The sequence below is a fragment of the Motilibacter rhizosphaerae genome, assembly GCF_004216915.1.
GTDB classification, from domain to species: Bacteria; Actinomycetota; Actinomycetes; order Motilibacterales; family Motilibacteraceae; genus Motilibacter; species Motilibacter rhizosphaerae.
The window spans coordinates 677,686-701,792 of sequence record NZ_SGXD01000003.1 but is presented as its reverse complement, the minus strand read 5'-3'; the positions used below and the strand labels follow the sequence as shown (position 1 = coordinate 701,792).

General features: G+C 74.0%; 19 protein-coding genes. 8 read left to right on the top strand and 11 right to left on the bottom strand.

The annotated features are described in order from the left end of the window. Positions 1 to 41 precede the first annotated feature (41 nt). Complete coding sequence (glmU, locus tag EV189_RS14025) at positions 42 to 1,577, top strand: bifunctional UDP-N-acetylglucosamine diphosphorylase/glucosamine-1-phosphate N-acetyltransferase GlmU (protein WP_130493545.1); 1,536 nt, start codon at positions 42 to 44, stop codon at positions 1,575 to 1,577. Next, positions 1,574 to 2,551, top strand: coding sequence for a ribose-phosphate diphosphokinase (locus tag EV189_RS14020; RefSeq protein WP_130493544.1), 978 nt, complete (start codon positions 1,574 to 1,576; stop codon positions 2,549 to 2,551). Before glmU ends, EV189_RS14020 begins: the two co-directional genes overlap by 4 nt. 202 nt (positions 2,552 to 2,753) lie before the next feature. Here EV189_RS14020 and EV189_RS21000 read toward each other — a convergent pair whose 3' ends face one another. Then, a complete protein-coding gene (locus tag EV189_RS21000; protein ID WP_269204190.1) occupies positions 2,754 to 2,876 on the bottom strand; it encodes a hypothetical protein in 123 nt (40 codons plus the stop codon). A 7-nt stretch (positions 2,877 to 2,883) separates the two neighbouring features. Next, positions 2,884 to 4,071: a glycosyltransferase gene (locus EV189_RS14015; protein ID WP_130493543.1), complete on the bottom strand. Its 1,188-nt coding sequence runs from the start codon at positions 4,069 to 4,071 to the stop codon at positions 2,884 to 2,886. Positions 4,072 to 4,413: 342 nt separating this feature from the next. Here EV189_RS14015 and EV189_RS14010 point away from each other — a divergent pair, with 342 nt between their 5' ends. Further along, positions 4,414 to 5,952, top strand: coding sequence for a sugar transferase (locus EV189_RS14010; RefSeq protein WP_130493542.1), 1,539 nt, complete (start codon positions 4,414 to 4,416; stop codon positions 5,950 to 5,952). Between the two features lie 22 nt (positions 5,953 to 5,974). On the opposite strand, the gene EV189_RS20265 is transcribed toward EV189_RS14010, so the two are convergent. The 3 genes from EV189_RS20265 to EV189_RS13995 are packed head-to-tail and all read right to left on the bottom strand — an operon-like array spanning position 5,975 to position 8,747. Then, complete coding sequence (locus EV189_RS20265; RefSeq protein WP_165400306.1) at positions 5,975 to 6,532, bottom strand: arsenate-mycothiol transferase ArsC; 558 nt, start codon at positions 6,530 to 6,532, stop codon at positions 5,975 to 5,977. Between the two features lie 38 nt (positions 6,533 to 6,570). Then, the gene (locus EV189_RS14000; RefSeq protein ID WP_130493540.1) at positions 6,571 to 7,890 is read right to left on the bottom strand and encodes a glycosyltransferase family 4 protein; all 1,320 of its coding nucleotides are present in this window, start codon (positions 7,888 to 7,890) and stop codon (positions 6,571 to 6,573) included. Beyond that, positions 7,887 to 8,747 (bottom strand): PIG-L deacetylase family protein, encoded by an 861-nt coding sequence (locus tag EV189_RS13995; RefSeq protein ID WP_165400305.1) that lies wholly within the window; start codon positions 8,745 to 8,747, stop codon positions 7,887 to 7,889. The genes EV189_RS14000 and EV189_RS13995 overlap by 4 nt, the downstream gene beginning before the upstream one ends. Positions 8,748 to 8,838: 91 nt before the next feature. On the opposite strand from EV189_RS13995, the gene EV189_RS13990 reads away from it, so the two are divergent. Next, positions 8,839 to 9,903 (top strand): glycosyltransferase family 2 protein, encoded by a 1,065-nt coding sequence (locus EV189_RS13990; RefSeq protein ID WP_130493538.1) that lies wholly within the window; start codon positions 8,839 to 8,841, stop codon positions 9,901 to 9,903. A 132-nt stretch (positions 9,904 to 10,035) separates the two neighbouring features. On the opposite strand, the gene EV189_RS13985 is transcribed toward EV189_RS13990, so the two are convergent. The 6 genes from EV189_RS13985 to EV189_RS13960 all read right to left on the bottom strand — a co-directional run bounded on the left by EV189_RS13985 (position 10,036) and on the right by EV189_RS13960 (position 16,281). Further along, a complete protein-coding gene (locus EV189_RS13985) occupies positions 10,036 to 11,325 on the bottom strand; it encodes an NAD(P)H-dependent oxidoreductase (protein WP_130493537.1) in 1,290 nt (429 codons plus the stop codon). Next, positions 11,322 to 11,867, bottom strand: coding sequence for a dTDP-4-dehydrorhamnose 3,5-epimerase (rfbC, locus tag EV189_RS13980; protein ID WP_130493536.1), 546 nt, complete (start codon positions 11,865 to 11,867; stop codon positions 11,322 to 11,324). The genes EV189_RS13985 and rfbC overlap by 4 nt, the downstream gene beginning before the upstream one ends. After that, the gene (locus EV189_RS13975) at positions 11,864 to 12,889 is read right to left on the bottom strand and encodes an NAD-dependent epimerase/dehydratase family protein (RefSeq protein WP_130493535.1); all 1,026 of its coding nucleotides are present in this window, start codon (positions 12,887 to 12,889) and stop codon (positions 11,864 to 11,866) included. The genes rfbC and EV189_RS13975 overlap by 4 nt, the downstream gene beginning before the upstream one ends. Positions 12,890 to 13,103: 214 nt before the next feature. Next, positions 13,104 to 14,399 (bottom strand): oligosaccharide flippase family protein, encoded by a 1,296-nt coding sequence (locus EV189_RS13970; protein ID WP_331250675.1) that lies wholly within the window; start codon positions 14,397 to 14,399, stop codon positions 13,104 to 13,106. 77 nt (positions 14,400 to 14,476) lie between these two features. Beyond that, positions 14,477 to 15,337, bottom strand: a complete 861-nt coding sequence (locus EV189_RS13965; protein ID WP_130493533.1) for a hypothetical protein — start codon at positions 15,335 to 15,337, stop codon at positions 14,477 to 14,479. Further along, a complete protein-coding gene (locus tag EV189_RS13960) occupies positions 15,334 to 16,281 on the bottom strand; it encodes a glycosyltransferase family 2 protein (RefSeq protein ID WP_165400303.1) in 948 nt (315 codons plus the stop codon). The genes EV189_RS13965 and EV189_RS13960 overlap by 4 nt, the downstream gene beginning before the upstream one ends. A 437-nt stretch (positions 16,282 to 16,718) precedes the next feature. On the opposite strand from EV189_RS13960, the gene EV189_RS13955 reads away from it, so the two are divergent. The 4 genes from EV189_RS13955 to EV189_RS13940 all read left to right on the top strand — a co-directional run bounded on the left by EV189_RS13955 (position 16,719) and on the right by EV189_RS13940 (position 24,009). Next, entirely contained in the window at positions 16,719 to 18,488 is a 1,770-nt protein-coding gene (locus EV189_RS13955) for a polysaccharide biosynthesis tyrosine autokinase (protein WP_130493531.1), read from the top strand. Between the two features lie 92 nt (positions 18,489 to 18,580). Next, entirely contained in the window at positions 18,581 to 20,020 is a 1,440-nt protein-coding gene (locus EV189_RS13950; RefSeq protein ID WP_130493530.1) for an O-antigen ligase family protein, read from the top strand. A gap of 13 nt (positions 20,021 to 20,033) precedes the next feature. Beyond that, the gene (locus EV189_RS13945) at positions 20,034 to 21,335 is read left to right on the top strand and encodes a hypothetical protein (RefSeq protein ID WP_130493529.1); all 1,302 of its coding nucleotides are present in this window, start codon (positions 20,034 to 20,036) and stop codon (positions 21,333 to 21,335) included. A 211-nt stretch (positions 21,336 to 21,546) separates the two neighbouring features. Further along, entirely contained in the window at positions 21,547 to 24,009 is a 2,463-nt protein-coding gene (locus tag EV189_RS13940) for an NPCBM/NEW2 domain-containing protein (protein ID WP_130493528.1), read from the top strand. The last annotated feature ends 98 nt before the right edge of the window (positions 24,010 to 24,107 follow it).

Sequence of the window (24,107 nt, the reverse complement as noted above, 5' to 3'; positions counted from 1 at the left end):
CGCGCCGCCCTGCTGCAGCCGTCGAGCCCCCGGGAGCGTGCGTGTCGGACCCCACCCCGCGGCCGGACGACAGCGCGACCTCCGCGGCGGTCTCCGCCGTCGTCGTGCTCGCCGCGGGCGAGGGCACCCGCATGCGCTCCGCGCAGCCCAAGGTGCTCCACCGCGCGGGCGGGCGCCCGCTCGTCGACTCCGTGCTCGCCGCGGCCGGCGCGCTCGCCCCGGGGCTGCTCGTCGTGGTCGTCGGTGCGGGGCGCGAGCAGGTCCAGGCGCACCTCGCGGGCTCGTCGCCCACCGCCCGCACGGTCGTGCAGGAGCGCCAGGGCGGGACCGGTCACGCCGTGCGCGTCGCGCTCGAGCAGCTGCCGGGCCTCACGGGGACGGTCGTCGTCACCGCCGGGGACACCCCGCTGCTGCGCGGCTCCACGCTGGTCGCCCTCGTCGAGGGCCACGCCCGCGCCGGCGCCGCGGCCACCGTCCTGAGCGCGGTCCTCGACGACGCGACGGGCTACGGCCGGGTGCTGCGCGACGCCGACGGCGGCGTCTCGGGCATCGTCGAGCACAAGGACGCGACGCCGGCGGAGCGCGAGGTCCGCGAGATCAACAGCGGGGTCTACGCGTTCGACGCCGAGCTCCTGCGCGGCGCGCTCGAGCGGCTCTCCACCGACAACGCGCAGGGCGAGGAGTACCTCACCGACGTCGTCGGCATCCTGCGCGCCGACGGACGGCTGGTCGCCGCTGTGGTCGCAGACGACCCCCTCGACGTCGCGGGCGTCAACGACCGGGTCCAGCTCGCCGAGGCTGAGGCGGTCCTGCGCGACCGCCGGCTGCTCGACCTCATGCGCGCGGGGGCGACCGTCGTCGACCCGCGGACGACGTGGGTGGACGCCGACGTGCAGGTGGGGCGCGACGCGGTGCTGCTGCCCGGCACCCGGCTGCACGGCCGGACGACGGTCGGGGCGGGCGCGGTCGTCGGCCCCGACGTGACGCTCACCGACACCGAGGTGGGCGACGGCGCCCGGGTGCGCTGCACCACCGCGGACGGTGCGCGGATCGGCCCCGGGGCGGAGGTCGGCCCGTACACCTACCTGCGGCCGGGCACCGTCCTCGGCGCGCGGGCGAAGGCCGGCGGCTTCGTCGAGATGAAGGGCGCCGTGCTCGGCGAGGGCGCGAAGGTGCCGCACCTGTCCTACGTCGGTGACGCGACCGTCGGCGAGGGCGCCAACCTCGGCGCCGGCACGATCGTCGCGAACTACGACGGCGTCGCCAAGCACCGCACCGAGGTCGGCCCCCACGCCCGCGTCGGCAGCGACACGGTGCTGGTGGCGCCGGTGCGCGTGGGCGCCGGTGCGTACGTCGCGGCGGGGTCGGTCATCACCGCCGACGTCCCGCCCGGCGCGCTGGGCGTGGCCCGCGGCCGCCAGCGCGCCGTGGACGGCTGGGTGGCGCGGAGGAGAGCGGGGACGGCGAGCGACGCCGCGGCGAGAGCCGCAGATGACGCCGCGGCGAGGGTCGCGGGTGCAGGGCAGGGCGAGACCGGTACGGACGGCACGGCAGCGGGCGAAGGGGCTTCGGCATGAGCGGCATGACGGCGGCGGGCGAGAAGAAGCTGATGCTGTTCTCGGGGCGGGCGCACCCCGAGCTCGCCTCGGCGGTGGCCCGCGAGCTGGGCGTGGACCTCGTGCCCACGCGGGCGTTCGAGTTCGCCAACGGGGAGATCTTCGTCCGCTTCGAGGAGTCGGTGCGCGGCTCGGAGGCGTTCGTCATCCAGAGCCACACCGCGCCGATCAACCAGTGGATCATGGAGCAGCTCATCATGATCGACGCGCTGAAGCGCGCGTCGGCCAAGCGCATCACCGTGGTGATCCCGTTCTACGGCTACGCCCGGCAGGACAAGAAGCACCGCGGCCGCGAGCCGATCTCCGCGCGGCTCATGGCCGACCTCTACAAGACCGCGGGCGCCGACCGGCTCATCGTCGTCGACCTGCACACCGCGCAGATCCAGGGGTTCTTCGACGGGCCCGTGGACCACCTGTTCGCGCTGGCCACGCTGGCCCGCCACGTCGGCAGCCGCGTCGACCGCAGCCGGCTCACGATCGTGAGCCCGGACGCGGGCCGCGTGCGGGTGGCGGAGCGCTGGACCGACACGCTCAACGCGCCGCTGGCCATCATCCACAAGCGCCGCGACCCGAACATCGCCAACGAGGTCAAGGTGCACGAGGTCGTCGGTGACGTCGCGGGCCGTACCTGCGTGCTGGTCGACGACATGATCGACACGGGCGGCACGATCGTGAAGGCCGCCGAGGCGCTGTTCGAGAACGGCGCCGCCGACGTCATCGTCACCGCGACGCACGGCATCTTCTCCGGCCCGGCGGTCGACCGGCTGAAGAACAGCCGCATCTCCGAGGTCGTCGTCACCGACACGCTGCCCATCGGGCCGGAGCGGCTGTTCGACAAGCTCACGGTCCTGCCGATCGCGCCGCTGCTCGCACGCGCGATCCAGGAGGTCTTCAACGACGGGTCGGTCACCAGCCTGTTCGACGGCGCGGCGTAGCGGGAGGGGCGCCGCCGCTGCGAGCTCTGCTCGGTGGCGCAGGCCCGGCAGGGTTGCCGCTCGGGCCTGCGCGTCCCAAGGGTGTCGAGCGCCGCCGAGCTCAGTCGCCGGGGGCGCCACGAGTAGGGCCTCGAGCGCGCGCCCAGCCGCCGACGTCCTCGAGCGGGACCGCGCACGCCGCGCCGGTCGAGGGCCTCCGCCGCTAGCAGCAGGCTGCGCTCGGTGCCGCCGACGCGCTGACGTCGTCCTCCAGCATGAGCACGTCGGTGACGTCGCCCCCCGGGCCCGGCGCCGTCAGCAGCACCTCGGCGGCGGGTCCGGTCACCCGGGGCTCAGGCCCCCGCGACCGGCGAGGACGCCGCCGCTGACGACTGGCCGGGCAGGCGGACGGTGCGCGCCGAGTCGCGCAGGTCGATGACCCGCTCGCGCGAGCTGCGGCCGGCGGCCACGTCCTCGACGACCTCGTGCAGGCGGGCGCGGAACGCCGCCTCCGAGTACGTCGCGGCGTGCAGCCGGATCCGGTCGGCGTCGAGGTCGGGCAGCGAGCGGACCGCGGAGCGGACCGCGCCGACCTCGGGGGCGTCGACGAAGACCCCGGAGACGCCCTCGGCGAGGGTGTCGAGGAAGCCGCCCGCGCGGAGCAGGACCGCGGGGGTGCCGAAGGCGTTGGCCTCGAGCGGAGTGAGCCCGAAGTCCTCGAACGAGACGCTGACGAGCGCGCGGGCGTTGGCGTAGAGCCAGCGCAGCCGGGCGTCGCTGACGCGGCCGAGGCGGACGACGGCGGACGAGGCGGCGGGCTCGTCGGCGGTCGCCGAGCCGACGACGACGAGGCGCTCGCCGGGCAGGCCGGCGACGGCCTCCTCGACCACGCTCGTGTTCTTGTAGCCGCGACCGCGGGCGACGGTGAGCAGGAAGCCCGGCTCGAGGCCCGGCACCGGGTCCATCGGGCCCGCGGTGTCGACGGAGACGGGCGGCGGGAGCACCTCGGCCTCGATGCCGTACGCGTCGCGGATGCGCCGCGCGACCGAGGACGAGTTGGCGAGGTAGCGGGTGGCGCGGCGGGCGTGGCTCCCGTCCCAGCGGCGCAGGGCCGAGCCGAACGTGCTGATGGCCTTGGCGCCGACGCGGCGGCCGGCGAAGTACTCGTCGCTCTGGTAGAGCCAGCGGGCCGGGTTGTGGCAGTAGACGACCAGCCCGACGCCCGGGTCGGTGGCGAGCCCGTGGGCCCAGCCGCTCGAGCTGGCGACGACGACGTCGGCGTCCGCGCGGGTCACCCGGGTGCGGCTCCACACCGGGGCGAGCAGCGGGAGGGCGAGCCGCGGGTCGCGGCGGAACGCGGGCACCGCCTGCAGCGGGCTGGTGCGGACCTCGTGCGCCCGGAAGCCGGGGAAGGTCTGCTCGGCGTCGTAGACGCTCGTGACGAGCGGCGCCCCCGGGAAGGTGCGCAGCAGCGTCAGGGCGACGCGCTCGGCACCGCCGCGCTGGGAGACGTAGTCGTGAGCCACGACGACCTTGGTCATGTTCCCCCCCGGGAATCGCTGCCTGCTCCGGACCGCTCCGCCCCACCCCTGGCTGCTGAGCAGTGCTCCTGGTGACAGACCCTACCGGCGCCCGGCACGCCCTGTCCGCACGTCGTGTGACAGACGGGTGAACGCGTCCCCCGTTCGGACCGACGGCCCGTCACGCAGCCGTACGGGCTGCGAGCAGGCCGTCACGAGGAGTGCCGACCGTGGTCCCGAGCGGGTGGAGGGACCGTTCGGAGCATGGGCACGGAGGTGCGGCTTGTGCGACACTTCCCCCTGTTGACGGAGCCGCGCCCGGTGCGCGGCTCGTGCCGGGGGGCCGTCACAGGGGGGGACACCATGACCGACGTCGTCGCTTCGCCGGACGACTCGGCCAGGCTCGGGGGACCGCGGCGCGGTCGTCCGGAGCCGGCTGAGCTGACCGGCCTGACCGGGCTGACCGCCCGCGCCGGCCTGCCGGCGATCCCGCGCCAGGCGGTGCCCGCGTCGCCGGCGGGGCGCCGCTGGCACGACGCCGACCAGGCGCGCCTGCTGGCCGCCGACCTCACGGCCGCGCTGGTCGCCGGTGCGCTCGCCGCCGCCCGGCACGCCGCGTGGTCCAGCGCCGCCGCCGTGCTGGCCCTCGCCGCGGCCTGGGTCCTCGTGGTCGTGCTCCTGCGCGGCTACGAGACCCGCTTCACCTCCGTCGGCTCGGAGGAGTTCCGCCGCGTCGGCGTCGCCGGCCTGGCGCTCACCGCCCTGGTGGGCACCGGGGCCTGGGCGTTCGACGCCAGCGTGCCCCGCGCGCCGGTCCTGCTCGCCCTCGCGCTCACCGTCTCGCTGAGCCTCGCCGCCCGCTGGGCGCTGCGCCGGCGCACGCACCGGCGCCGGGCGCGCGGCCTCGACCGCGACCGCGTCCTCGTGGTCGGGCACCCCGAGGGCCTCGTCTGGCTGACGAGCACCCTGGCCCGCTCGCCGTACCACGGCATGGACGTCGTCGCGGCGTGCCTGCCGCAGCGCGCCGAGGCCGGGCGCCTCGCGGAGGTCGACGTCCCCGTCGAGGGGTCGTTCGCCGACGTCGTGCGGGTCGCGGAGGCGCTCGCCGTGGACACGGTCGTCGTCCTCAGCTGCCCCGAGCTCGACGCCGAGGCGCTGCGGCGCATCGGGTGGGGGCTCGAGGAGCTCGGGGCCGAGCTGCTCGTCGCGCCCGGCGTCATGGAGGCGGTCGGCCCGCGCGTCGGCATCCGCCCCGTCTGCGGCGTGCCGCTCATCCACGTCGAGGCGCCGGAGCTGCGCGGCTCGCGCCGCCTGGCGAAGGCGGCCTTCGACCGCGCCGTCGCCGCCGTGGCGCTGCTCGTGCTCTCCCCGGTGCTGCTCGCCGTCGCCGTCGCCGTCCGCTTCGACAGCCCCGGAGGCGCGCTGTTCCGCCAGCGCCGGGTGGGCGTCCGCGGGCGCGAGTTCACGATGTGGAAGTTCCGCAGCATGGTCACGGGCGCCGACGCGCTCGTCGGCGAGCTCGCCGAGCAGGACGAGGGCAGCGGGCTGCTGTTCAAGGTCCGCGACGACCCGCGGGTCACCCGCGTCGGCCGGCTGCTGCGCAAGACCTCGCTCGACGAGCTGCCCCAGCTGGTCAACGTCCTGCTCGGCCACATGTCGCTGGTGGGTCCGCGCCCGCCGCTGCCGCGCGAGGTCGCGCTCTACCCGGGCGACGTGCGCCGCCGGCTGCTCGTCAAGCCCGGCGTCACCGGGCTGTGGCAGGTGAGCGGGCGCTCCGACCTCAGCTGGGAGGAGTCGGTGCGGCTCGACCTGCGCTACGTCGAGAACTGGTCGTTCGCGTACGACCTCGTCATCCTCGTGCGCACCGCGTCCGCCGTGCTGTTCAGCCACGGCGCCTACTAGCCCGTCCCCCTCCGAGTCCGCGCTAGCGGGGCCGCAGCGCCGCGGCCACCGGCTCGAGCAGGCGGCGCAGCTCCTCCGCCGTCCGGACGTACGCCGCGCCGGACTGCCCCATGGGGTCGGCCACGTCGTCCGCCGCGCTCCCGCGCAGCACCGAGTCCAGCCGCCGGCCCTCGTGCAGCCTGGCGGCGTACGCGCGCAGCCCCTCGCCGGGCAGGCGCCCTCCGACGCGCTGCACGCGGGCGGCGAGGTCGACGAGCGGGAAGGTGCGGGGCCAGCAGGCCGGCGCCAGCACGGCCGCGTCGCGGACGTGGGCCCGCTCCATGGTGACGACGAGACCGGCGGCCGTCAGCGCCGCCGCGTCGACGCGCCTGCTGCGGTGCGCGGCGAGCTCCGGGGCGCAGGCCGGCAGCGCGGCCACCCCCTCGGGCGGGACGGGCAGCCCCGGCTCGAGGAACCCCGCGGACGACACCGCGGGCACGTCGCCGAGCAGGCCCGCGAGCAGGGCGGCGGCGATCGGGGAGCGGCACCGGTTGGCGGTGCACAGCACGAGGACCCCGTCCTCACCAGCGCGCAGGTCCACAGGAGGATCGTCCCAGACCCGTGCCGCCCCGGGCGGGGCTACGCCAGGACCAGTCCGCCCAGGAGGGCGACGAGGGCGAGCAGCGGCAGCAGGGCGGCCATCGCACCGACCGGCACGCGGGTCGCCGCCTCGGGCCGGTGCGGCGCCGCGCCGAGCGCGGCGGCGTAGACCTCGAGCAGCGCGGCGGTGTGCGCCTGCACCGAGAGCCCGGCACGGATGCGCGACTCGACCCGACGGCGGTCGCCGCCGTCGGGTGCCGCCAGCAGCCGCTCGCGCAGCAGCGCCGTCCAGTCGCCGACCTCGGAGAGCCCGGCGACCGAGACCAACGGGCCGCCCTGCGAGATCCAGGCGCCCATGCCGCCGACCGCGTGCGCCACGACGGGGGTGCCGACGGCCAGCGCCTCCGGCCCGGCCATGCAGAACGTCTCCGGCACCAGCGACGGGACGGCCACGACCGCGCTGGCCTCGCGCAGCTCCTGCGCCGCCTCCGGCGAGACGCTGCCGACGAACTCGACGCGCTCGGCGATCCCGAGCTCGGCGGCGAGCGCCTCGAGCTCGCCGCGGACGGGACCGTCACCGGCGATGACCACCCGGTGGGGGACGTCGATCGCCTGCGAGGCGCGCAGCACGACGTCCACCCCCTTGAAGTCGACGAGGCGCCCGACGTAGCTGACGAGCGGCACCCGCTGCGCGTCGGGCGGGGTGCGCCGGGCGAACGTCGTGATGGGCGGCGCGACGACGTCGACGCGCGCCGGGTCGGCACCCTCGCTGACGAGCAGGTCGCGGGTCCACGCGCTCGGGGCGACAATGCGGTCCGAGCGGCGCACGGCGGCGCGCATCCGCCGGTCCTGCTGCATGCCGCGCAGGAACTGCAGCAGCCCGAGGGGGCTCCCGTCGCCCACGCGCCCGCAGCCGAGGCGGCGGTAGCCGGTGGTGACGCACGAGACGCCGATGGTGCGGCTGCAGGGCTGGCGCGGACCCCACTGGTAGCGCGCAGTGTTGGGGCAGGAGAGGTTGTGGTACGTCGTCACCGTCGGCGCGATGCGCGGCAGCCGGAACTGCACGGCGTTGCGCGGGATCCCGTGGACGTGCAGCAGCTCCACGCCGTTGTCCCGCACGAAGTCCCGCAGGCGGCGGACCTCCCTGCGCACCTGGCGGCTCTCCCACTTGGGGCCGCGGTCGAAGAAGGCGGGCAGGAACAGCGACTCCGCGAAGGGCGCGTCGGGGCCGACCGTGCCCTCGCCGTGCGCGAGGTAGACGGTGTGGCCCTGGTCCACCAGCGCGCCGGCGGCGAGCAGCAGGCTGCGCTCGATCCCCCCGACGAGGCCGACGTCGTGGGTCATCATGAGCACCTTCACGCGCTGCTCCCGAGGTGGTCCCCCAGGTGGCTCCCCAAGTGGCTCATGGACCCGCCCGGCAGCAGGACCTCCCACGGCCCCAGGAAGTGCGCCAGGAACGCCGGGGAGAGCGCGACCTCCCCGCCGTACGGCTCGACCTGGGTCTTGTACGCCGCCACGACCGCCCGCTTCTGCTCGAGGTGGCCCGCCGTGCTCACGAGGTACGGGCGGGGCGAGGAGAGCCGGCGGGGCAGCCCGAGCGCGCGCTGCGCCGGCCCCGCGCCGCCGGCGGGGCTGGTGAACGGCCAGTGCGTCCACATCCAGACGGGGTACTCCAGCAGCTCGACGGGCGGCTCGCCCGGCTGGGTAGCGAGGTCGGCCACGAGCTCGGCCGCCACGCGGCTCACCGCGTCGTGGTCGGGGTGGCCGTCGCAGGAGACCGGCACGAGCAGCTGCTCCGGTCGCTCCTCCGCCAGGGCGCGCTCCAGCAGGGCGCGCACCTCGTCGCGGCGCTGGGCGAGACCGCCGTCGGGCAGGCCGCCGAAGGAGACGTCCTCGGCGGCGACGCCGAGCAGTCCGGCCGCGGTCCGCGCCTCCTGCTCGCGCAGGGCGACGAGCTCGGGGTGGGTGTGCGGGGCGGTGTCGAGGGAGTACGCGCCGTCGCTGACGACGAGCACCCGGACCCGGCTCCCGGCGGCCCGCTTGCGCATGATCGTGACGGCGCAGCCGAGGGTCTCGTCGTCGGCGTGCGGGGCGACGACGAGCGCGCTGGTGGAGGCGATCTGCGCGGTGCGGTCGGTGCCGCGGCGCTCCCAGAGGGCGCGGCTGCCGCGCTGGGCGGGCACCGCAGCACGGCGCGCTGCGGACGCGAGTCCCACGTCGTGATCCCCCCTCGCCGGCACGGCCCCCCGACCGTCCCCTCGGTACGAGCATAGGCAAGTCACGTCGTTCCCGGGCAGACTCCCTCGGATGGAGCAACACTCCTCCCGCGCCGCGAGCAGGCCGCTAGGCTGGCCGCAGCCGACTCCGGGGGGACGAGTGGCCGACCGCTCCCGAGCCGCGGGCGCACCGCGCGTGACGATCGTCATGCCGACCTACCTGCGGATGGACTACATCCGCGAGGCCGTGGAGAGCGCGCTCGCGCAGACCCTCGGCGAGTTCGAGCTCCTCGTGTCGGACAACGCCTCCTCGCCGGCGACGCGCGAGCTGCTCGAGTCCTACGCCGACCCGCGCATCCGCTACCGCACCAACGCGGAGGGCAACGTCGGCGCGACGCGCAACGCGCTCAACGCGTACCAGGACGCGCGGGCGGCGCTGCTCACGACGCTGCACGACGACGACGTCTACGAGCCCACCTTCCTCGAGCGGCTGGTGCCGCCGCTCGAGGCCGACCCCACCCTCTCCGTCGCCTTCAGCGACCACTGGCTCATCGACGAGAAGGGCGTCGTCGACCCGGAGGGCACGGAGGAGAACTCCCGTGCCTGGGGGCGTTCCTCGCTCAGCGAGGGGGTCCTGCGACCGTTCCTGCGCCAGGCCGTCCTCGAGCGCGCCGTGCCGGTGGCGATGTCGACGGTGTTCCGCTCCTCGGCGGTCGACTGGTCCGACTTCCCGGAGGAGGTCGGCACCAACTACGACCTCTGGATCGGCTACCTCGCCGCCCGCGACGGGTCGGGGGCGTGGTTCACCCCGGAGCGGCTCACGCGCTACCGCTACCACGGCCAGTCCATCACCTCGGGCGCGCGCTACGACCGGGCGCTGAGCTACTGCTACGACCGCTTCCTGGCCGACCCCGCCACCGCGGACCTGCGTCCGGAGCTCGAGCGCGAGGCGCGCCACTGGCGCACCGGTCTCGGGATCACCCTGCTGCGCGAGGGCGACCGGGCGGGCGCGCGCTCCGTCCTCGGGCCGGTGCTGCGCGGCGGTGCCTCTCCGCGCGCCCTCGCGGCGTACGCGCTGGCGGCCGCGCCGTTCCCCACCGGGCGCGCGCTCGCGCTGGCCCAGCGGGTGCGCGGCCAGTCCGGCACCCGCGGCTGAGCCCGGCACGCACAGCCCGGCACGCACGGCCCGGCACGCACAGCCCAGCACCCACAGCAGAGGGGGCGCCCCGGCGGGACGCCCCCTCTGCCACGTGCTCGCGCCGCAGGACCCCCTGCCGCGCCGGTGCTCCTACGCCCCGAAGTGCTCCGCCTGCCGCCGGCGGAGGTCGTCGATGAGGCGACCCTCCGGGACGATGACGTCGTCGTAGGTCAGGGTCGCGTCCTTGGGCACGTCGCGCACGAGGGTGCACCCCTCGGCCACGCCCATCGGCAGCAGCCGCTCGCGGGCGGTGACGTCGGCCGCCTCGGCCTCGCCGTAGGTGTGGTACTCCCCGAGCCCGTCGAGGACCTGCCCGGCCTTGAGGTCGACCTTCGCCGTCGCGACGACCTCGACCTGCGGGGCCCCCGCGGCGACGATCGGCGCGTCGCCGAAGAGGACCGCCCGGGCGAGCGAGGTCGGGACCTCGAAGTGGCACAGGTGGTACGGCGTGTAGAAGCTGTAGAGCGGCCCCTCGCCGAGCTTGTAGAGGTTGAGCATGTGGCGCTGCTTCGGGTCCTCGACGGTGGCGAGGCAGAAGACGCCCGGCCCGGGCTTGGCCCCGACGACGTAGTCGACGACACCGCCGAGCTTCTTCAGCTCCTCGACGTCGTACGCCGTGGTGAGCTCGTCGACATGGCCGCGGTGGTCCGCACCGCCCATGCCGCGCTTCGCCACCGTCATCCCCGTGGCGTTGGCGACGATCGCCTGCTCGAACGACACCTTCGTGCCGTCGGCGAAGCTCGTCACCATGGCCGGGTCCTGGCCCCACTGCTTGGCGAACCCCTCTTGGGTGGTGGGGTTGCGGTAGGGGTCCTGCAGGCCCTTGATGTTGCCCATCACCAGCGGCGTGAGGCCGAGCTGCGTGACGAAGCGGAAGAGGTTGACCTCCACGCCCGGCTGGTCGCCGTCGACGCCGGAGAAGATGACCCCGGCCTGCTCGGCGAGCACCTTGAGCAGCGGGCCGACGGTGCCGTCGAGCTCGGCGTTCATCGTCACCATGTGCTTGCCGGCCGCGAAGGCGGCGAGCGTCACCCGCGCGCCGAACTCCACCGCGCCGGTGACGTCGCAGAGGACGTCGATGCCCTCGGCGTCGACCAGCGCGAACGGGTCCTCCGTGACCGCAGGCACTCCGCGCCGGACCGCGTCGCTGACACCGGCCGCGTCGGAGACCGTCGCGGTCTCGTCGACGCCCGCCTCGGCGTACGCCCGGACGGCGCCCTCGAGCCGGCGGTTCGAGACCGCGACCAGCTCCATGCCCTCGGTGTAGTTGATGATCTGGTTGGCCACGCCGCGGCCCATGAAGCCCGCGCCGATCATCCCGACGCGGATGGGCCGCCCCTCGGCCGCGCGCTGCTTGAGCGCGGTGTCGACGAGGATCACGCCGAGATCCCCTGCTCCGAGAGCAGCGGCCAGGCCGCGTCCTTGGCGCTGATGACGGCGACCTCGACCGGCCAGTCGATGCCCAGCGCCGGGTCGTCGTAGCGCAGGCCGCGCTCGGTGCCCGGGGTGTAGGTCTCGCTCACCTGGTAGACGACCTCGGCGTCGTCGGTCAGGGTGAGGTAGCCGTGCGCGAACATCGGCGGCACGAGCAGCGCGCGGCGGTTCTGCTGGGTGAGCTCGACCGCGATGTGCTGCAGGTGCGTCGGACTGTCGGGGCGCATGTCGACGATGACGTCGAGGATGGCGCCGCTCGTGCAGCGCACGAGCTTCGCCTCCTCGGCGGGCGCGACCTGGTAGTGCATGCCGCGCAGCGTCCCGGCCTTGTAGTTGTAGGACAGGTTGCACTGCTCGACCATCGGGTCGAGCCCGGCGTCCGCGAACTCCTTGCGGCAGAAGGTGCGCGCGAAGAAGCCGCGCTCGTCCTCGCGCCGCTCGAGGTCGATGATGGTGGCGCCCGCGAGCGCCGTCTGCGTGAAGATCACGGGGCGGTCCAGAAGAGGTCGGCGTCGATCTGCTTGGTGGCGAGCAGGTGCTCGAGCTGCTTGAGCCGCGTGTGGCCGCGGCCCTTGAAGGTCGCCTCGTCGAGGTCGATGCGCGCGAACACCTCGGCCAGCTGCGCGGCGCCCTTGTCGGCGTCCCAGTCGCAGGAGAAGCCCGGCAGCTGCGAGTAGATCTTGTCGAAGTTCACCTTGTAGCTGCGGTTGTCCGCGCCGGGCTCGCCGAAGCTCGTGGTGCAGCCGGGGAACGCCGCGGCGACCTTCTCCGCGATGTCGCGGACCTGGTAGTTCTGCTCGTTGCTGCCGACGTTGAAGACCTCGTTGTGCACGGCCTCGCGCGGCGCCTCGAGCACGCAGCGGATCGCCTTGCCGATGTCGAGGGCGTGCACGAGCGGGCGCCACGGGGTGCCGTCGCTCGTCATCGCGATCTGGCCGGTGGTGTGCGCGAGGCCCGAGAGGTTGTTCAGCACGATGTCGAACCGCATGCGCGGCGAGGCGCCGAACGCCGTGGCGTTGCGCATGAACGTGGGGGAGAAGCTGTCGTCCGCGAGCTTGGTGACATCGCGCTCGATGAGCCCCTTGCACACGGCGTACGCGGTCTGCGGGTTGATCGGGGAGGTCTCGTCGACCGTGCCCTCGGCCACGCCGTAGACGCTGCAGGAGGACATGAACACGAACCGCTCGACACCCGCCTCCTTGGCGAGGGTGGCCAGGCGCAGCGTGCCCTTGTGGTTGATGTCGTAGGTGATCTCGCCGATGAGGTCGCCCAGCGGGTCGTTGGACAGCTCGGCCATGTGCACGACCGCGTCGAAGCCGCGCAGGTCGTCCACGGTGACGTGGCGGATGTCCTTGTCGATGGTGGCCACCGAGCGGTCCGTGCCGCGGTAGAGCCAGCCGTACTTGAAGAAGCCCGTGTCCAGGCCGCGGACGTCGTGACCGCGACGGTCGAGCTCGGGAGCGAGCAGGCAGCCGAGGTAGCCCTCGGTGCCGGTGACGAGGATGCGCATGGTGTGTGGGTCCCCCCTGTGGGCGTCTTCTGGTCGGCTTCCGACGTGCTGGCCACCCGCGTGGCTCCGGGACTCGCGCCGTGGGCCCGGGATCTGTCGTGCTCAGGAAGCGGCCGTACGCGTCCAGGCTATCGGTTGGCCCGCTCCCGAGCGGGAGAACCGGCCCATCCCTGCCTCAACCGCCCCGTACGGCCCAATGCGCCCGACAGGGAGCTCAGGCGACCTTCGACAGCTCGGGCCCGGGCGCCGTCCCTCGTCGGCGCAGCAGCGTCCGGGAGACGTCGAGGCCGTCGGCGACGAACCGCCGCGGGCTGAACAGCGCGCGCACCGAGAAGCCGGGCTCCCGGCGCAGGTAGACGAGGGCGGCGACGAAGCAGGTGAGGTACGACAGCGTCGTCACCGTCGCGGCGCCGTCCATGCCGAAGGGCTCCAGCGAGACCGAGAGCCCGACCACGGTCACGACGAGCCCCCACAGCTGGCAGATGCTCGCGGCGCCCGGTCGGCCGGTGGCCTGCAGCCCGGCGTCGAGGACCTGGCTCGTCGCGGCGAGGACCACGCCCGGGAGCATGATCTGCAGCGGGACCGCGGAGCCGCGGAAGGCGTCGCCGTAGACCAGCGGGAGCAGCCACGGGGCGAGCACGCCCAGGACGAGCGCGACCGCGCCCGCCGTGCCGACCGTGATCCGACCCGCGCGCACCACCAGCCGCATCCCCTCCGCGCCGCCGCGGCGCGCGGCCGCCGGGAAGACCACCTGGCCCAGCACGCCGACCAGCGCGAACAGGATGCCCGCGGTGTTCGTGGCGACGGAGTAGAGGCCGACCGTCGCGACGCTGAGGAACGCCGGCATCATGAGCAGGTCGAGCCGGCCGTTCACCAGCCCGCCGAACAGGCTGCCCTGCACCTTGATCCCGAAGGCGAGCGCCGCGCGGGCGACCTCGCGCGACGGGCGCGCGACGCCGACCCTGCGGAGGAACCGCGCGCCCACGACGCCCAGCGCCAGCACGCTCGACGCGATGCTGGCGAGCAGCACCTCGTCGACGGTGAGCCGGACGGTGAGCGCGAGCACCACCAGCCCGACGAGGTACCCCGTCGGCTGCAGCACGCGCAGGACGTTCATCCCGGCGAAGTCGTGCGACCCGCCCAGCAGGCTCTGCAGCTGGGACGTCGCGAGCACGAGCACGACGCTGAGGACGAACCAGCGCCCGGTGTCGATGACCGACTGGTGCTGCGCGTGGAGCACGAGCGGCAGCGCGAGCTCGGCCAGCACCACGCCGACGAGGCCCAGCCCGGCCAGGAAGGCGAGCGCGGTGCCGACGATCCGCGGGATGTCCTCCTCGCGCTTCGAGGCGAGGAAGGCGACGCCCTCGTTGGTGCCGAGCGCCGCGATCCACCCCGTGAACTGCGTCAGCGTCGCGAGGACGGCGAGGTCACCGCGGCCACCCGGGCCGATGCTGCGGGCGACCAGCACCCCGGTGGCGAGGTTGACCGCGAGGATGCCGACGTTGGACAGGCCCGTGAGGGCGACGTGCCATGACAGGGAGCGACCGCTCCCGCGTCCCGTGCTGATGGTCCCGCTCTCGCTCTCGCTCAGAACCCGGTCGGGGCCGGGAAGGTGTCGTCCCAGTACTGCCGGCAGTGGCCGGGCTCGCGCGGGAACGCCGAGGTGTAGACGAAGAACAGCGACGAGCGCGCCTTGGTCCGCAGCCTGCCGTGGTGGAAGAAGGCCGTCGGGTCCGCGAACAGCGCGGTGCGCCCCGGGACCTCGCCGTTGCGCCACTGGCTGCGCGGCACCAGCGCGGCCATCTCGTCGTCGTCGAGGCCGAGCCGGCCGTTCCGCTCGGCGTCGCGGATGCCGCCGAGGATGCGGCGGCGCAGGCCCTTGTCGAGCTCGCTGTCCACGACGTACTCGAACGGCCCGTGGTCGATGGTGATGTCGTGGAAGTAGACGAACGCCTTGAGCATGCGGCGGTCCTCGCCGTCGCGGTGCCACAGCTCGGTGAGGTCCTGCGCGCTGCTGACGGGGTCGATGCGCGCGTGCACGCCCTGGAAGACCGCCGGAGAGCCGATGTAGTTGGACGCGATGGCGAGCATCTGCGGCTCCAGCGCCCAGGCACGCAGGGCCGGGACTGCGGTCGCCGTACGGATCCTCGGCCCGCGCACCTCGGACGCGAGCCTCGGCTCCTCGGCCATGTCGGCGAGGATCTGGCGGCCCACGCGCTCCATCTCGGCCGTGGTGCCGAACTTGAGCTCGTCGAGGCCGGCTGCGGCCGCCTCGCCGCGCTGCAGCGCCGCGACGATGCGCTGCGCCTCGCCCTCGAGCGGGGGCAGGCCGACGCGCTGGTGGCGGGCCTGGACGGCGAAGGTCGCGTCCAGCACCGCCTGACGCGCCTCGCGGGTGCCGCGGCGGGCCGCGCGGCGGACGACGCGGACGGTGGTGTCGACGTTCATGACGCCTCCTTCAGGAAGAGCACGCGCGGCAGCGCGCGCAGGTAGCGCGGGTAGTAGTAGGCGGCGCGCACGTGGCGCACGAGCGCCTTCGGTGACAACGGGCGGGTGAGCAGGTGCAGGCCCATGCGACGGCACCACTCGACGGGGTAGCCCTGGCCGACGAGCGCGCTCATCGCGACGGGGACGTCGTGGTACTGGATCTTGGCCCAGAGGCCCTTCTGCTGCATCCACGAGCTGACCGCCTCGATGCAGTCGACCCAGTTGCGCTCGGTCACGAGGACCGGCCCGTGGGCGGCGGTGGCGCCGGTGAGGTAGGCGGCGAGCGCCCAGTTGTCCAGCGAGCCCTGCCAGGAGGCGACCGCCTGCTGGGCGTAGTCCGTGCGGTAGATGCAGGCCGTGAGGAAGATGACGCTGCCCATGTCGTGGGCGAACTGGTGCATGAAGGCGGCGCGGCCGTCCTCGGTGCGACCGGCGGCCGCCGTGTCGAAGTAGTGCGGCTTGGTCATCTCGCCGGTGATGCCGTTGCGGCCGCAGAAGTTGAGGAACAGCAGGGCGAGGTCCGGCTGCTCCTGGACGATCCGGATGACCTCGGCGACGCAGCCGGGGTGGAGCACGTCGTCGTCGCCCAGGGTCCAGACCCAGGTGCCGCGGGCCAGCTCGAGCGTCGAGACGAGGTTGGCGATGCCGCCGGTGTTGCGCTGGTGGCGGACGTAGCGGAAGCGCTCCTCGCCGACCTTGCGCTGCCAGCGCTCGACGACCTCGGAGGTGCTGTCGGTCGAGGCGTTGTCGTGGACCGCGAGCTCCCACGCCACGTCGACGGGAGCGAGCTCGGCCACGAGGTGGGCGAGCAGCTCGTCGAGCTGGGGTGCCCGGTTGTACGTCGGGATCGCGAGCGTGAGCAGCGGCACGGTCGCGCTCCCGTGCGACGTGCGGTCGCCGCTCATGCGCCCACCGGTCCCCGCTGAGCACGCCGCTCCGGCACTGCTGCCAGCATGACCCTCACCCTCCTGCCGCTGCGGACCCCCGCGGGTGCCCGCCGGCGTCCTCGCAGGCGGCCCCCCCGCCATGGCGAACTCCCATGGAACCAGATCGCGCCGGACCACGGACGCGGCGAGGGGGATTTCACCCCTTCGCAACAACCCGGCAGCCTGGGACGGGCGTACGTGTCCGGGAGGCCACGACCGCGTAGCGCGTCGGGGCACGGCGCGCCTGCTCCGGTCAGGGGAGGGTCCGCGGAGCGTCCTCGCCCGACTGGTACGGGTGGAATACTGCGATGTGGGTGCGTGCGGCCGATGGGGAGCGCAGCGCCCAGGCGCCCCCGGCAGGTCGGCCGCCGGGACCGCCCGGCGCGCCCGTCGGTCGCGCGTAGGGGAGGAGGAGCGTGAGTCTCAGCAGCTACCTGGGGGTCGTCCGGCGACGGTGGGGCTACGTCCTCATCGCCCTGCTGGTGTGCGTCCCGCTCGGGGTGCTGGCGCACGAGCGCGCCGTCCCCGTCTACTCCTCCACCGCGCAGGTGCTCCTGCTCCCGAACGACCTCTCCGAGCGCGGCGTCTCGAGCGACACCGGGGACACGACCGACCCGGTCCGCTACCAGGCGGGCCAGCTCAGCGTGATGATGAGCCCGCAGGTGGTCTCCGCCGCCGCGCGCGACGCGGGGCTGCCTGTCAACGACCTGCGCCGGCACCTCTCCGTCGTCGCGGACGACTCTGCGGACACCGTCGAGATCACGGTCACCTCGACCGACGCCCTCAAGGCGACCGACGCTGCCAACGCGGTGGGTCGGGCGTACATCCAGTACAACAAGACCCAGGCCCAGCAGTCGCTCCAGACGGCCGCCGACGGGATCGGGCGCGAGCTGGACACGCTCTCCACGCAGATCACCGCCCTGCAGAACGCCTCCAAGGGCACGGCCAACAGTGCCGCCCTCCAAGCCGCGATCGCGCAGTACACCGCGCTGTTCTCCAAGCAGCAGGACCTCACGATCGACGCCGGCATGAAGAAGGGCGGAGCCCAGCTCGTCGGGCCCGCCGACGGTCCGGGGTCGCCCACGGGGCTCTCGCTGAAGACCGAGATCGTCCTCGCCGCGCTGTTCGGCCTGGTGCTGGGACTCGGTGCGGCGTTCCTCCGCGAGCAGCTCGACGACCGGCTCCGCTCGCGCGAGGAGCTCGAGGACATCCTCGGCGTCCCCGTGCTCGGCGAGATCCCGCGCGACCGCAAGACCGCCAAGCGGGAGCGCTACGTCGCGGCGCTGGCGGACTCCTCGGGCACCTTCGCCGAGGCGACGCGGGCGCTGCGCACGAACATCACGTTCCTCGGCATCGAGCAGCCGGTCTCCAAGCTGCTCGTCACCAGCGCGATGCCGGGCGAGGGCAAGACGGTCACCGCCGCCAACCTGGCGCTCACCTTCGCCCAGGCCGGGCTGCGCACGGTCGTCGTCTCGGGCGACCTGCGGCGCCCGCGGCTCGAGGCGCTGTTCGCCGGCACCGCACCGAGCCCGGGCCTGTCCGGGGTCCTCGCCCTGCGCCTCACGGCGGGCAGCGACTCCGCCCGGCGCGAGCAGCTCGCCAGCGCCGTCGGCTCGGCGGTCGTCGCCACCCGCCAGGAGGGGCTCTCCCTGCTCCCGGCCGGCGCCTGCCCGCCCAACCCCGTCGAGCTGCTCGGCTCGGGGCGCATGGACGACGTGCTCGCGCTGCTCGAGGAGCGCTTCGACGTCATCGTCATCGACGCCTCCCCGCTGCTCGCCGTCACCGACGCCGCCGTGCTCGCCCCGAAGGTCGGCAACGTCCTGCTGGTCGCGTCCATGACCTCCTCGCGGCGCCGCGCGCTGGCGCGCCTGTCGACCGTCGTGGCGCCGATCCCGGCGCGCGTGCTCGGCGTCGTCGCCAACAAGGCCCGGCTCGAGAAGGGCTCGTTCGCGCCCTACTACGAGGACCGGTCCACCCGGCAACGGGCGTCCGACGACGCCCGCTCGAGCGCGCGCCCGGAGCCCCAGACCGTCGAGCAGCGGACGGTCGAGGCCCTGGCGCACGACCACCGGGTGGTCGACCACCGGACCGCTGACCACCGCCCGGCCGGGCAGCACGACCTCGACCCCGGCAGCGGCGACGCCGCCGGCCAGCGCGGCTCGGCGCCGAGCCCGACCGGGGGCTAGCCCTGAGCGCGCCGACGGCGGCGCGGCACGCCGCCGTCGGCGGTCCCGCCGCCGCTCCTGCCGGGCACGCTGCTGCCCCCAGCGCCGAGGACGTGCGCGCCCCGGGCGGGCGACTGCCGGTCTGGGCGTGGGTGGTCGGCTTCCACGCCGTCTGCTTCCTGGCCGCGTTCGTGCTGCACCAGGGCCGCCTGGTGGCCTACGCGTACCCCGCCGGTGCCGTCGTCTGCTGCGCGCTGCTGCTGCGGCGGCGGGAGACCGCGGACTTCCTCGTGTTCACGCTCTGGCTGTGGTTCCTCGGCCCGGAGATGCGCCGGGTGGTGGACTTCGGGGTCGGCTGGACGCCGAAGAGCACCGTCATGCTCGCGATGCCCGTCGCCAGCTGCGTGTGCCTCGTCCCCGCCCTGCGCGCGCACCGCCGCGTGGCGCCGGACATGACCCGCGCCCTGGCCACGGCGCTCACGGCGGTGGTCTTCGCCTTCGTCACCGGAGCCCTCGTCAACGGCAAGGCCCCCGCGCTCGGCGGCCTGCTCGACTGGCTGCCGCCGGTCCTCGTGGGCGCGTGGGCGGCGGGAGCCGGCCCCGAGACCCCGGTGCTGCGCCGGGCGCTCGAGCGCACCGCGCTGTGGGGCGCGATCGTGCTCGGCGCGTACGGCCTGGTGCAGTTCCTCGTGCTGCCCGAGTGGGACGCGTTCTGGATGCGCAACGCGCCGATCAACTCGATCGGCAACCCGCACCCGTTCCAGGTGCGCGTCTTCGGCACGCTCAACTCGCCCAACCCGTACGGCGCGGTGCTGGGCGCGCTGCTCATCATGGTGCTCGCCGGAGCGCGCAGCCGGGGGCGCGCCCTCGCCACGGCCGCCGGGGTCGTCGGCATCGGCCTCTCCCTCGTCCGCACCGCCTGGCTGGGCATCGTCATCGCCGTCGGGGCGCTCGCCCGCGCCGGGCGCACCCGCGCGCTCGTGGCGATCGTGCTGGCGGCGACCCTCACGGTCGTCGGCCTCGCGTTCGTCGGGGGCCCCGTGGGCGAGGCGATCGGGGAGCGGGTCGCCAACTCCTACCAGTCCGGCGGCAAGGACAAGAGCCTCAACGACCGCACCGACGTCTACCGCAAGACGCTGCCGGTCGTCCTGGGCTCGGCCACCGGCAAGGGGCTGGGCTCCACGGGCGTCAGCACGAAGCTCAGCAACGCCCAGGGGAAGCCGGGCGCGGCGGGCACGTTCGACTCGGGGCTGCTCGAGGTGCTCTACACCTACGGCCTGCCGCTGGGGCTGGTGCTGCTCGTCGTGCTGCTCCTCGCGGTGTGCGCGGCCTGGCGACGAGCGCGGGAGTCCGACGACGACTTCCTCGTGGCCTGCGGCGCCGCGGTGGCCGGGCTGCTGGTGCAGCTGCTGCTCGGCAACCCCCTGACGGGAGCACCGGGCGTCCTCTTCTGGGTGCTCTTGGCACTGCTGTCGCGCGTGCGCGGGAGCGGAACCCCCGTTGCTGGGGCATCGTTGGCCGAGCAGGGGCGAAGGAGCCGCACGCTGGTCTAGGGGAGGACGTGCTGTGGCTCCGTGGCACCGGGGGACGCGCCCCCGTCGTCCCTCCTCCGCGCTGCTCGTCCCGGTCGTCGTCGTCGCCCTCTGCCTCGCCCTCGCCGTCGGTGTGCGCTCCCACCGGCGCGACGAGGTGCCGGCACCGCCGACGCACGACACGACCAGCCGCTTCCTCGACTCCATCGGTGTCGCCGCGCAGCTCGTCTACTCCGCCCAGCACTACCCGCAGATGCGCGCGGTGCTCGGCGATCTGGGGGTGAAGCACGTCCGGGTGGGCGGCTCCGGTCGCGAGTTCCAGGACAAGGTGCTCGACCTCTACCACTCGTTCGGCATCACCTCGATGATGGTCCTCGACCCCCGCGACGGCTATTCCGGGAATTCGGTGGTGAAGGACGGAGTGCTTCCCGTCCTTCACGCTCTCGACGGTGTGGAAGGCCCCAATGAATGGGATGCCAATCCGCAGCTGAGCTATGACGGGCAGGCATTTCCCGGTGGAGTGCAGACCTTCCAGCGCGAGATCTGGTCGGGAGTCAAGGGATTCCGCTCTGATGACTCGAAGCTCCAGGAGCAGGTGCGCTCCTTGCAGGTGCTGAGTCCCGCCCTCGCCGATGCCAAGCGGTCCAACGCCCTGGGGCGGGTCGACTGCGACGCCGCCGCGATGCACAGCTACCCGGGGTCGGAGAACCTCCCCGACGACAAGCTCGGCTCGATGTGGATCCCCGACTCCAGCCTGCTCTGCCGCAGCGGGAAGGTGGTCGCCACGGAGTCCGGCTACTGCAACGACCTGCGGCCGCACGGGTGCACCGGACAGGGCGGCGTCTCGGAGCGCGCGAGCGCGAAGTACGCGCTGCGCCAGCTGTTCGACTACTACGCCGCCGGCGTCCAGCGGCTCTACCTCTACGACGTCGGCATGGACGACTGGGACCTCTTCCTGCGCGCGGACGGCTCGCGCAAGCCCGCGTTCTCCGCGGTCCGCTCGCTCGTCCAGGTGCTCGGCCACAAGGGCCGGCGCAGCACGGTCCCCGTCCCCGACGTGACCGTCGACGGCACGGCGGCGCTGCGCTCGACGACGCTGTACGACGACCGGGACGGCTCCTGGTACGTCGCGCTCTGGCTCGAGGTGAAGAGCTTCGCGGACGGCCGCGACGTGGAGACCAGCGCTCCCGTCCACGTCTCGCTCGGCGGCCCGTACGACGTCGACGTGCTCTCGCCGACCTTCGGCGGGACCAGCCCCCAGCAGCGCCTGGAGGACCGCTCAGCGCTGGACCTGAGCGTCCCGGACCAGGTCGTCCTGCTCCACCTCACGCACTGAGGTGTGACGATCATGGGGGCGCCTCCCCCACACGGGTGAGCGCCTCACGACAGCCTGCTGATGTCCCCTGGTCAGGCTGAGCCTTTCGGCCTAGAGGACCGGGACCCTGGTCACCCCGTTGAGGTATTCAGCGGGACTTCCCGTGGGGCGATCCATTTCCTGTCAGCGCGTGCGAACGCGCTAGCCCCCCCACAGGAAGACCTGGATCCCCATGCTCCGCACTCGTGCACTGACGACGGCCGCTGCCGCTGTCGCTGCTTCTGCCGCGGCCCTCGTCGCCATTCCGGCGAACGCCTCTGCTGCTGTCCTCCCGGCGCACCAGGCGCTCTCCGCTGATGGTTTCGTCGACTCGATCGGTGTGGCCACGCACCTCACCTACACGAACACGCCGTACGGCAACTACGACATGGTCGAGAAGCGCCTCGCCGACCTGGGCGTGCGCCACATCCGCGACGGCTGGGGCACCGGCTCCGCCTACGCGAGCGACTTCGTGCGCAACCGCCTGCAGAAGTACGGCATCGGCGTGACGATGGTGATGGACCCCCGCCAGAACGCGACTCCCGCCGCCCTCAAGGACATGGTGAAGAACCAGCTGGTCCCCGGCGCGGACGCGGTCGAGTCGCTCAACGAGTGGGACACGCAGGGCGGCGACTGGGCGGCGTACGCCCGCAACTGGACGATCCAGGTCTCGCGGGCGGTCAAGGGCGACCCGGCGACGCGCAGCATCCCCGTGCTCGCCCCGTCGTTCGCCGACACGAACGACACCTCGAAGTACCAGGCGCTCGGCGACCTGTCCGCGTACGTCGACGCCGGCACGAGCCACGACTACCCCGGCAACCAGTACGAGATGACCGACCAGATCATCGGCACGGTCAAGCGGAACTGGTCGATCGTCGCCCCCGGCAAGCCGGTCGTCGCGACGGAGACGGGCTTCTCCACCGGCACCCAGCAGGCGCCGTACGCGACGATGCCCGAGGCGCAGGTCGCGACGACACTGCCCCGGCTCTTCCTCGAGCACTACGCGGGCGGCATCTCCCGCACGTTCACCTACGAGCTGCTCGACCAGTTCCGCGACCCGCTGTTCGAGTCCAACTTCGGCCTGCTGCGCTACGACGGCACCCCCAAGCCGTCGTACACCGCGCTGCAGAGCATGATCGGCCTGCTCACCGACAAGGGCCCGGCCTTCACGCCGGGCGCGCTGGACTACTCGATCGACGGTGGCGACAGCTCGACGCGCTCCCTGCTGCTCGAGAAGCGCGACGGCACGTTCTACCTCGCGGTGTGGCAGCAGCAGCCGCAGTTCAACGGCTCCTCGGTGCTGAACCCGCCGAGCACCAGCGTGACCGTGCGCCTCGACGGGCCGGCCGATGTCGCGGTCTACCGCCCGAACTCGGGGACGGCGCCCCTCTCCTCCGCGAGCTCCACGCAGAGCGTGACGCTGGACTCGTCCACCTCGACGGCGATCATCAAGATCGACCCGTCGTCGGCGCCGACCGCCTCGGCCCCTGCGGCGCCTCCGGTCGCCCCGGCCCCGCCGGTCGCCGCTCCGCCCGTGGTCGCCCCGGCTCCTCCGGTCGCCTCCGCCCCCGCGCCCAGCACGCCGACCGCGGCTCCCACGGCGCCCACCACCGCCCCGCCGGCCTCCGCTCCTCCGGTGAGCGGCTCCACCACGACCACCGAGGTGTCGCGCACCGCGTGGACCCAGGTCGCCAACGGCTGGGGCCCGGTCGAGAAGGACCGGAGCAACGGCGAGGCCGCCGCGGGTGACGGCCGCACGCTGACGATCGCCGGCAAGACCTTCAGCAAGGGCCTCGGCGTCCACGCCCCCTCGGAGGTCGTCGTCCCGGTCGGCGGTGCCGCGACCTTCTCCGCCAAGGTCGGCGTCGACGCCGAGTCGGGGACCAAGGGCTCGGTCGACTTCCAGGTCTGGAACGGCTCGACCAAGATCGCCGACTCCGGCGTGCTGAGGGGCGGCGCGGCCGCCAAGACGCTCACCGCCGATGTCCGCGGCCTCAAGCAGGTCCGCCTCGTCGTGACCGACGCCGGTGACGGGCGCAACAACGACCACGCCGACTGGGCGAGCCCGGTGCTGAGCACCCCGGCGCCGACCACCGCCACGGTGGCCGTGAGCAGCCTCGGCTGGACCACGGTGCAGAACGGGTGGGGCCCGGTCGAGAAGGACCGCAGCAACGGCGAGGGCGCCCTCGGGGACGGGCGCACGCTGACGATCGGCGGCACGACGTACGCGACGGGCCTGGGCGTGCACGCCGGCTCCGAGATCGTCGTCCCGACGACGGGCGGCCACACGTTCAGCGCCAAGGTCGGCGTCGACGACGAGGTGGGCGCGAACGGCTCGGTCGACTTCCAGGTGTGGAACGGCTCGACCAAGATCGCCGACTCCGGCGTCGTGACGGGCAGCTCGACTCCCCGCACCATCACGGCGAACGTCACGGGCCTGCGCTCGGTCCGGCTGGTCGTGACCGACGCCGGTGACGGCACGGCCTTCGACCACGCCGACTGGGCGGACGCGAAGCTCACGGTCGACACCACCGCGGTCGCCGTCGCGCTCGCCGACAAGCGCAGCGTCGCCCCCAAGGCGACGGCGAAGGCGGGGGCCAAGGCCAAGACGAAGGCCGCTGCGGTCCGCGTCACGCGCACCGTGCACGGGGCCTGACGCCGCGGAGCGGTCCCCGCGAGGACGTACGACGAGAGGACCCGGCCGCCCCAGGGGGCGACCGGGTCCTCTCGTCATCTGCCGGTGATCATGCACGT

Bases quoted from the DNA above. Each gene is read 5' to 3' on its own strand.
- EV189_RS14020 (WP_130493544.1), top strand. From the start codon at position 1,574: ATGAGCGGCATGACGGCGGCGGGCGAGAAGAAGCTGATGCTGTTCTCG.
- EV189_RS14015 (WP_130493543.1), bottom strand. From the start codon at position 4,071: ATGACCAAGGTCGTCGTGGCTCACGACTACGTCTCCCAGCGCGGCGGT.
- EV189_RS14010 (WP_130493542.1), top strand. From the start codon at position 4,414: ATGACCGACGTCGTCGCTTCGCCGGACGACTCGGCCAGGCTCGGGGGA.
- EV189_RS13990 (WP_130493538.1), top strand. From the start codon at position 8,839: ATGGAGCAACACTCCTCCCGCGCCGCGAGCAGGCCGCTAGGCTGGCCG.
- EV189_RS13975 (WP_130493535.1), bottom strand. From the start codon at position 12,889: ATGCGCATCCTCGTCACCGGCACCGAGGGCTACCTCGGCTGCCTGCTC.
- EV189_RS13965 (WP_130493533.1), bottom strand. From the start codon at position 15,337: ATGAACGTCGACACCACCGTCCGCGTCGTCCGCCGCGCGGCCCGCCGC.
- EV189_RS13960 (WP_165400303.1), bottom strand. From the start codon at position 16,281: ATGAGCGGCGACCGCACGTCGCACGGGAGCGCGACCGTGCCGCTGCTC.
- EV189_RS13940 (WP_130493528.1), top strand. From the start codon at position 21,547: ATGCTCCGCACTCGTGCACTGACGACGGCCGCTGCCGCTGTCGCTGCT.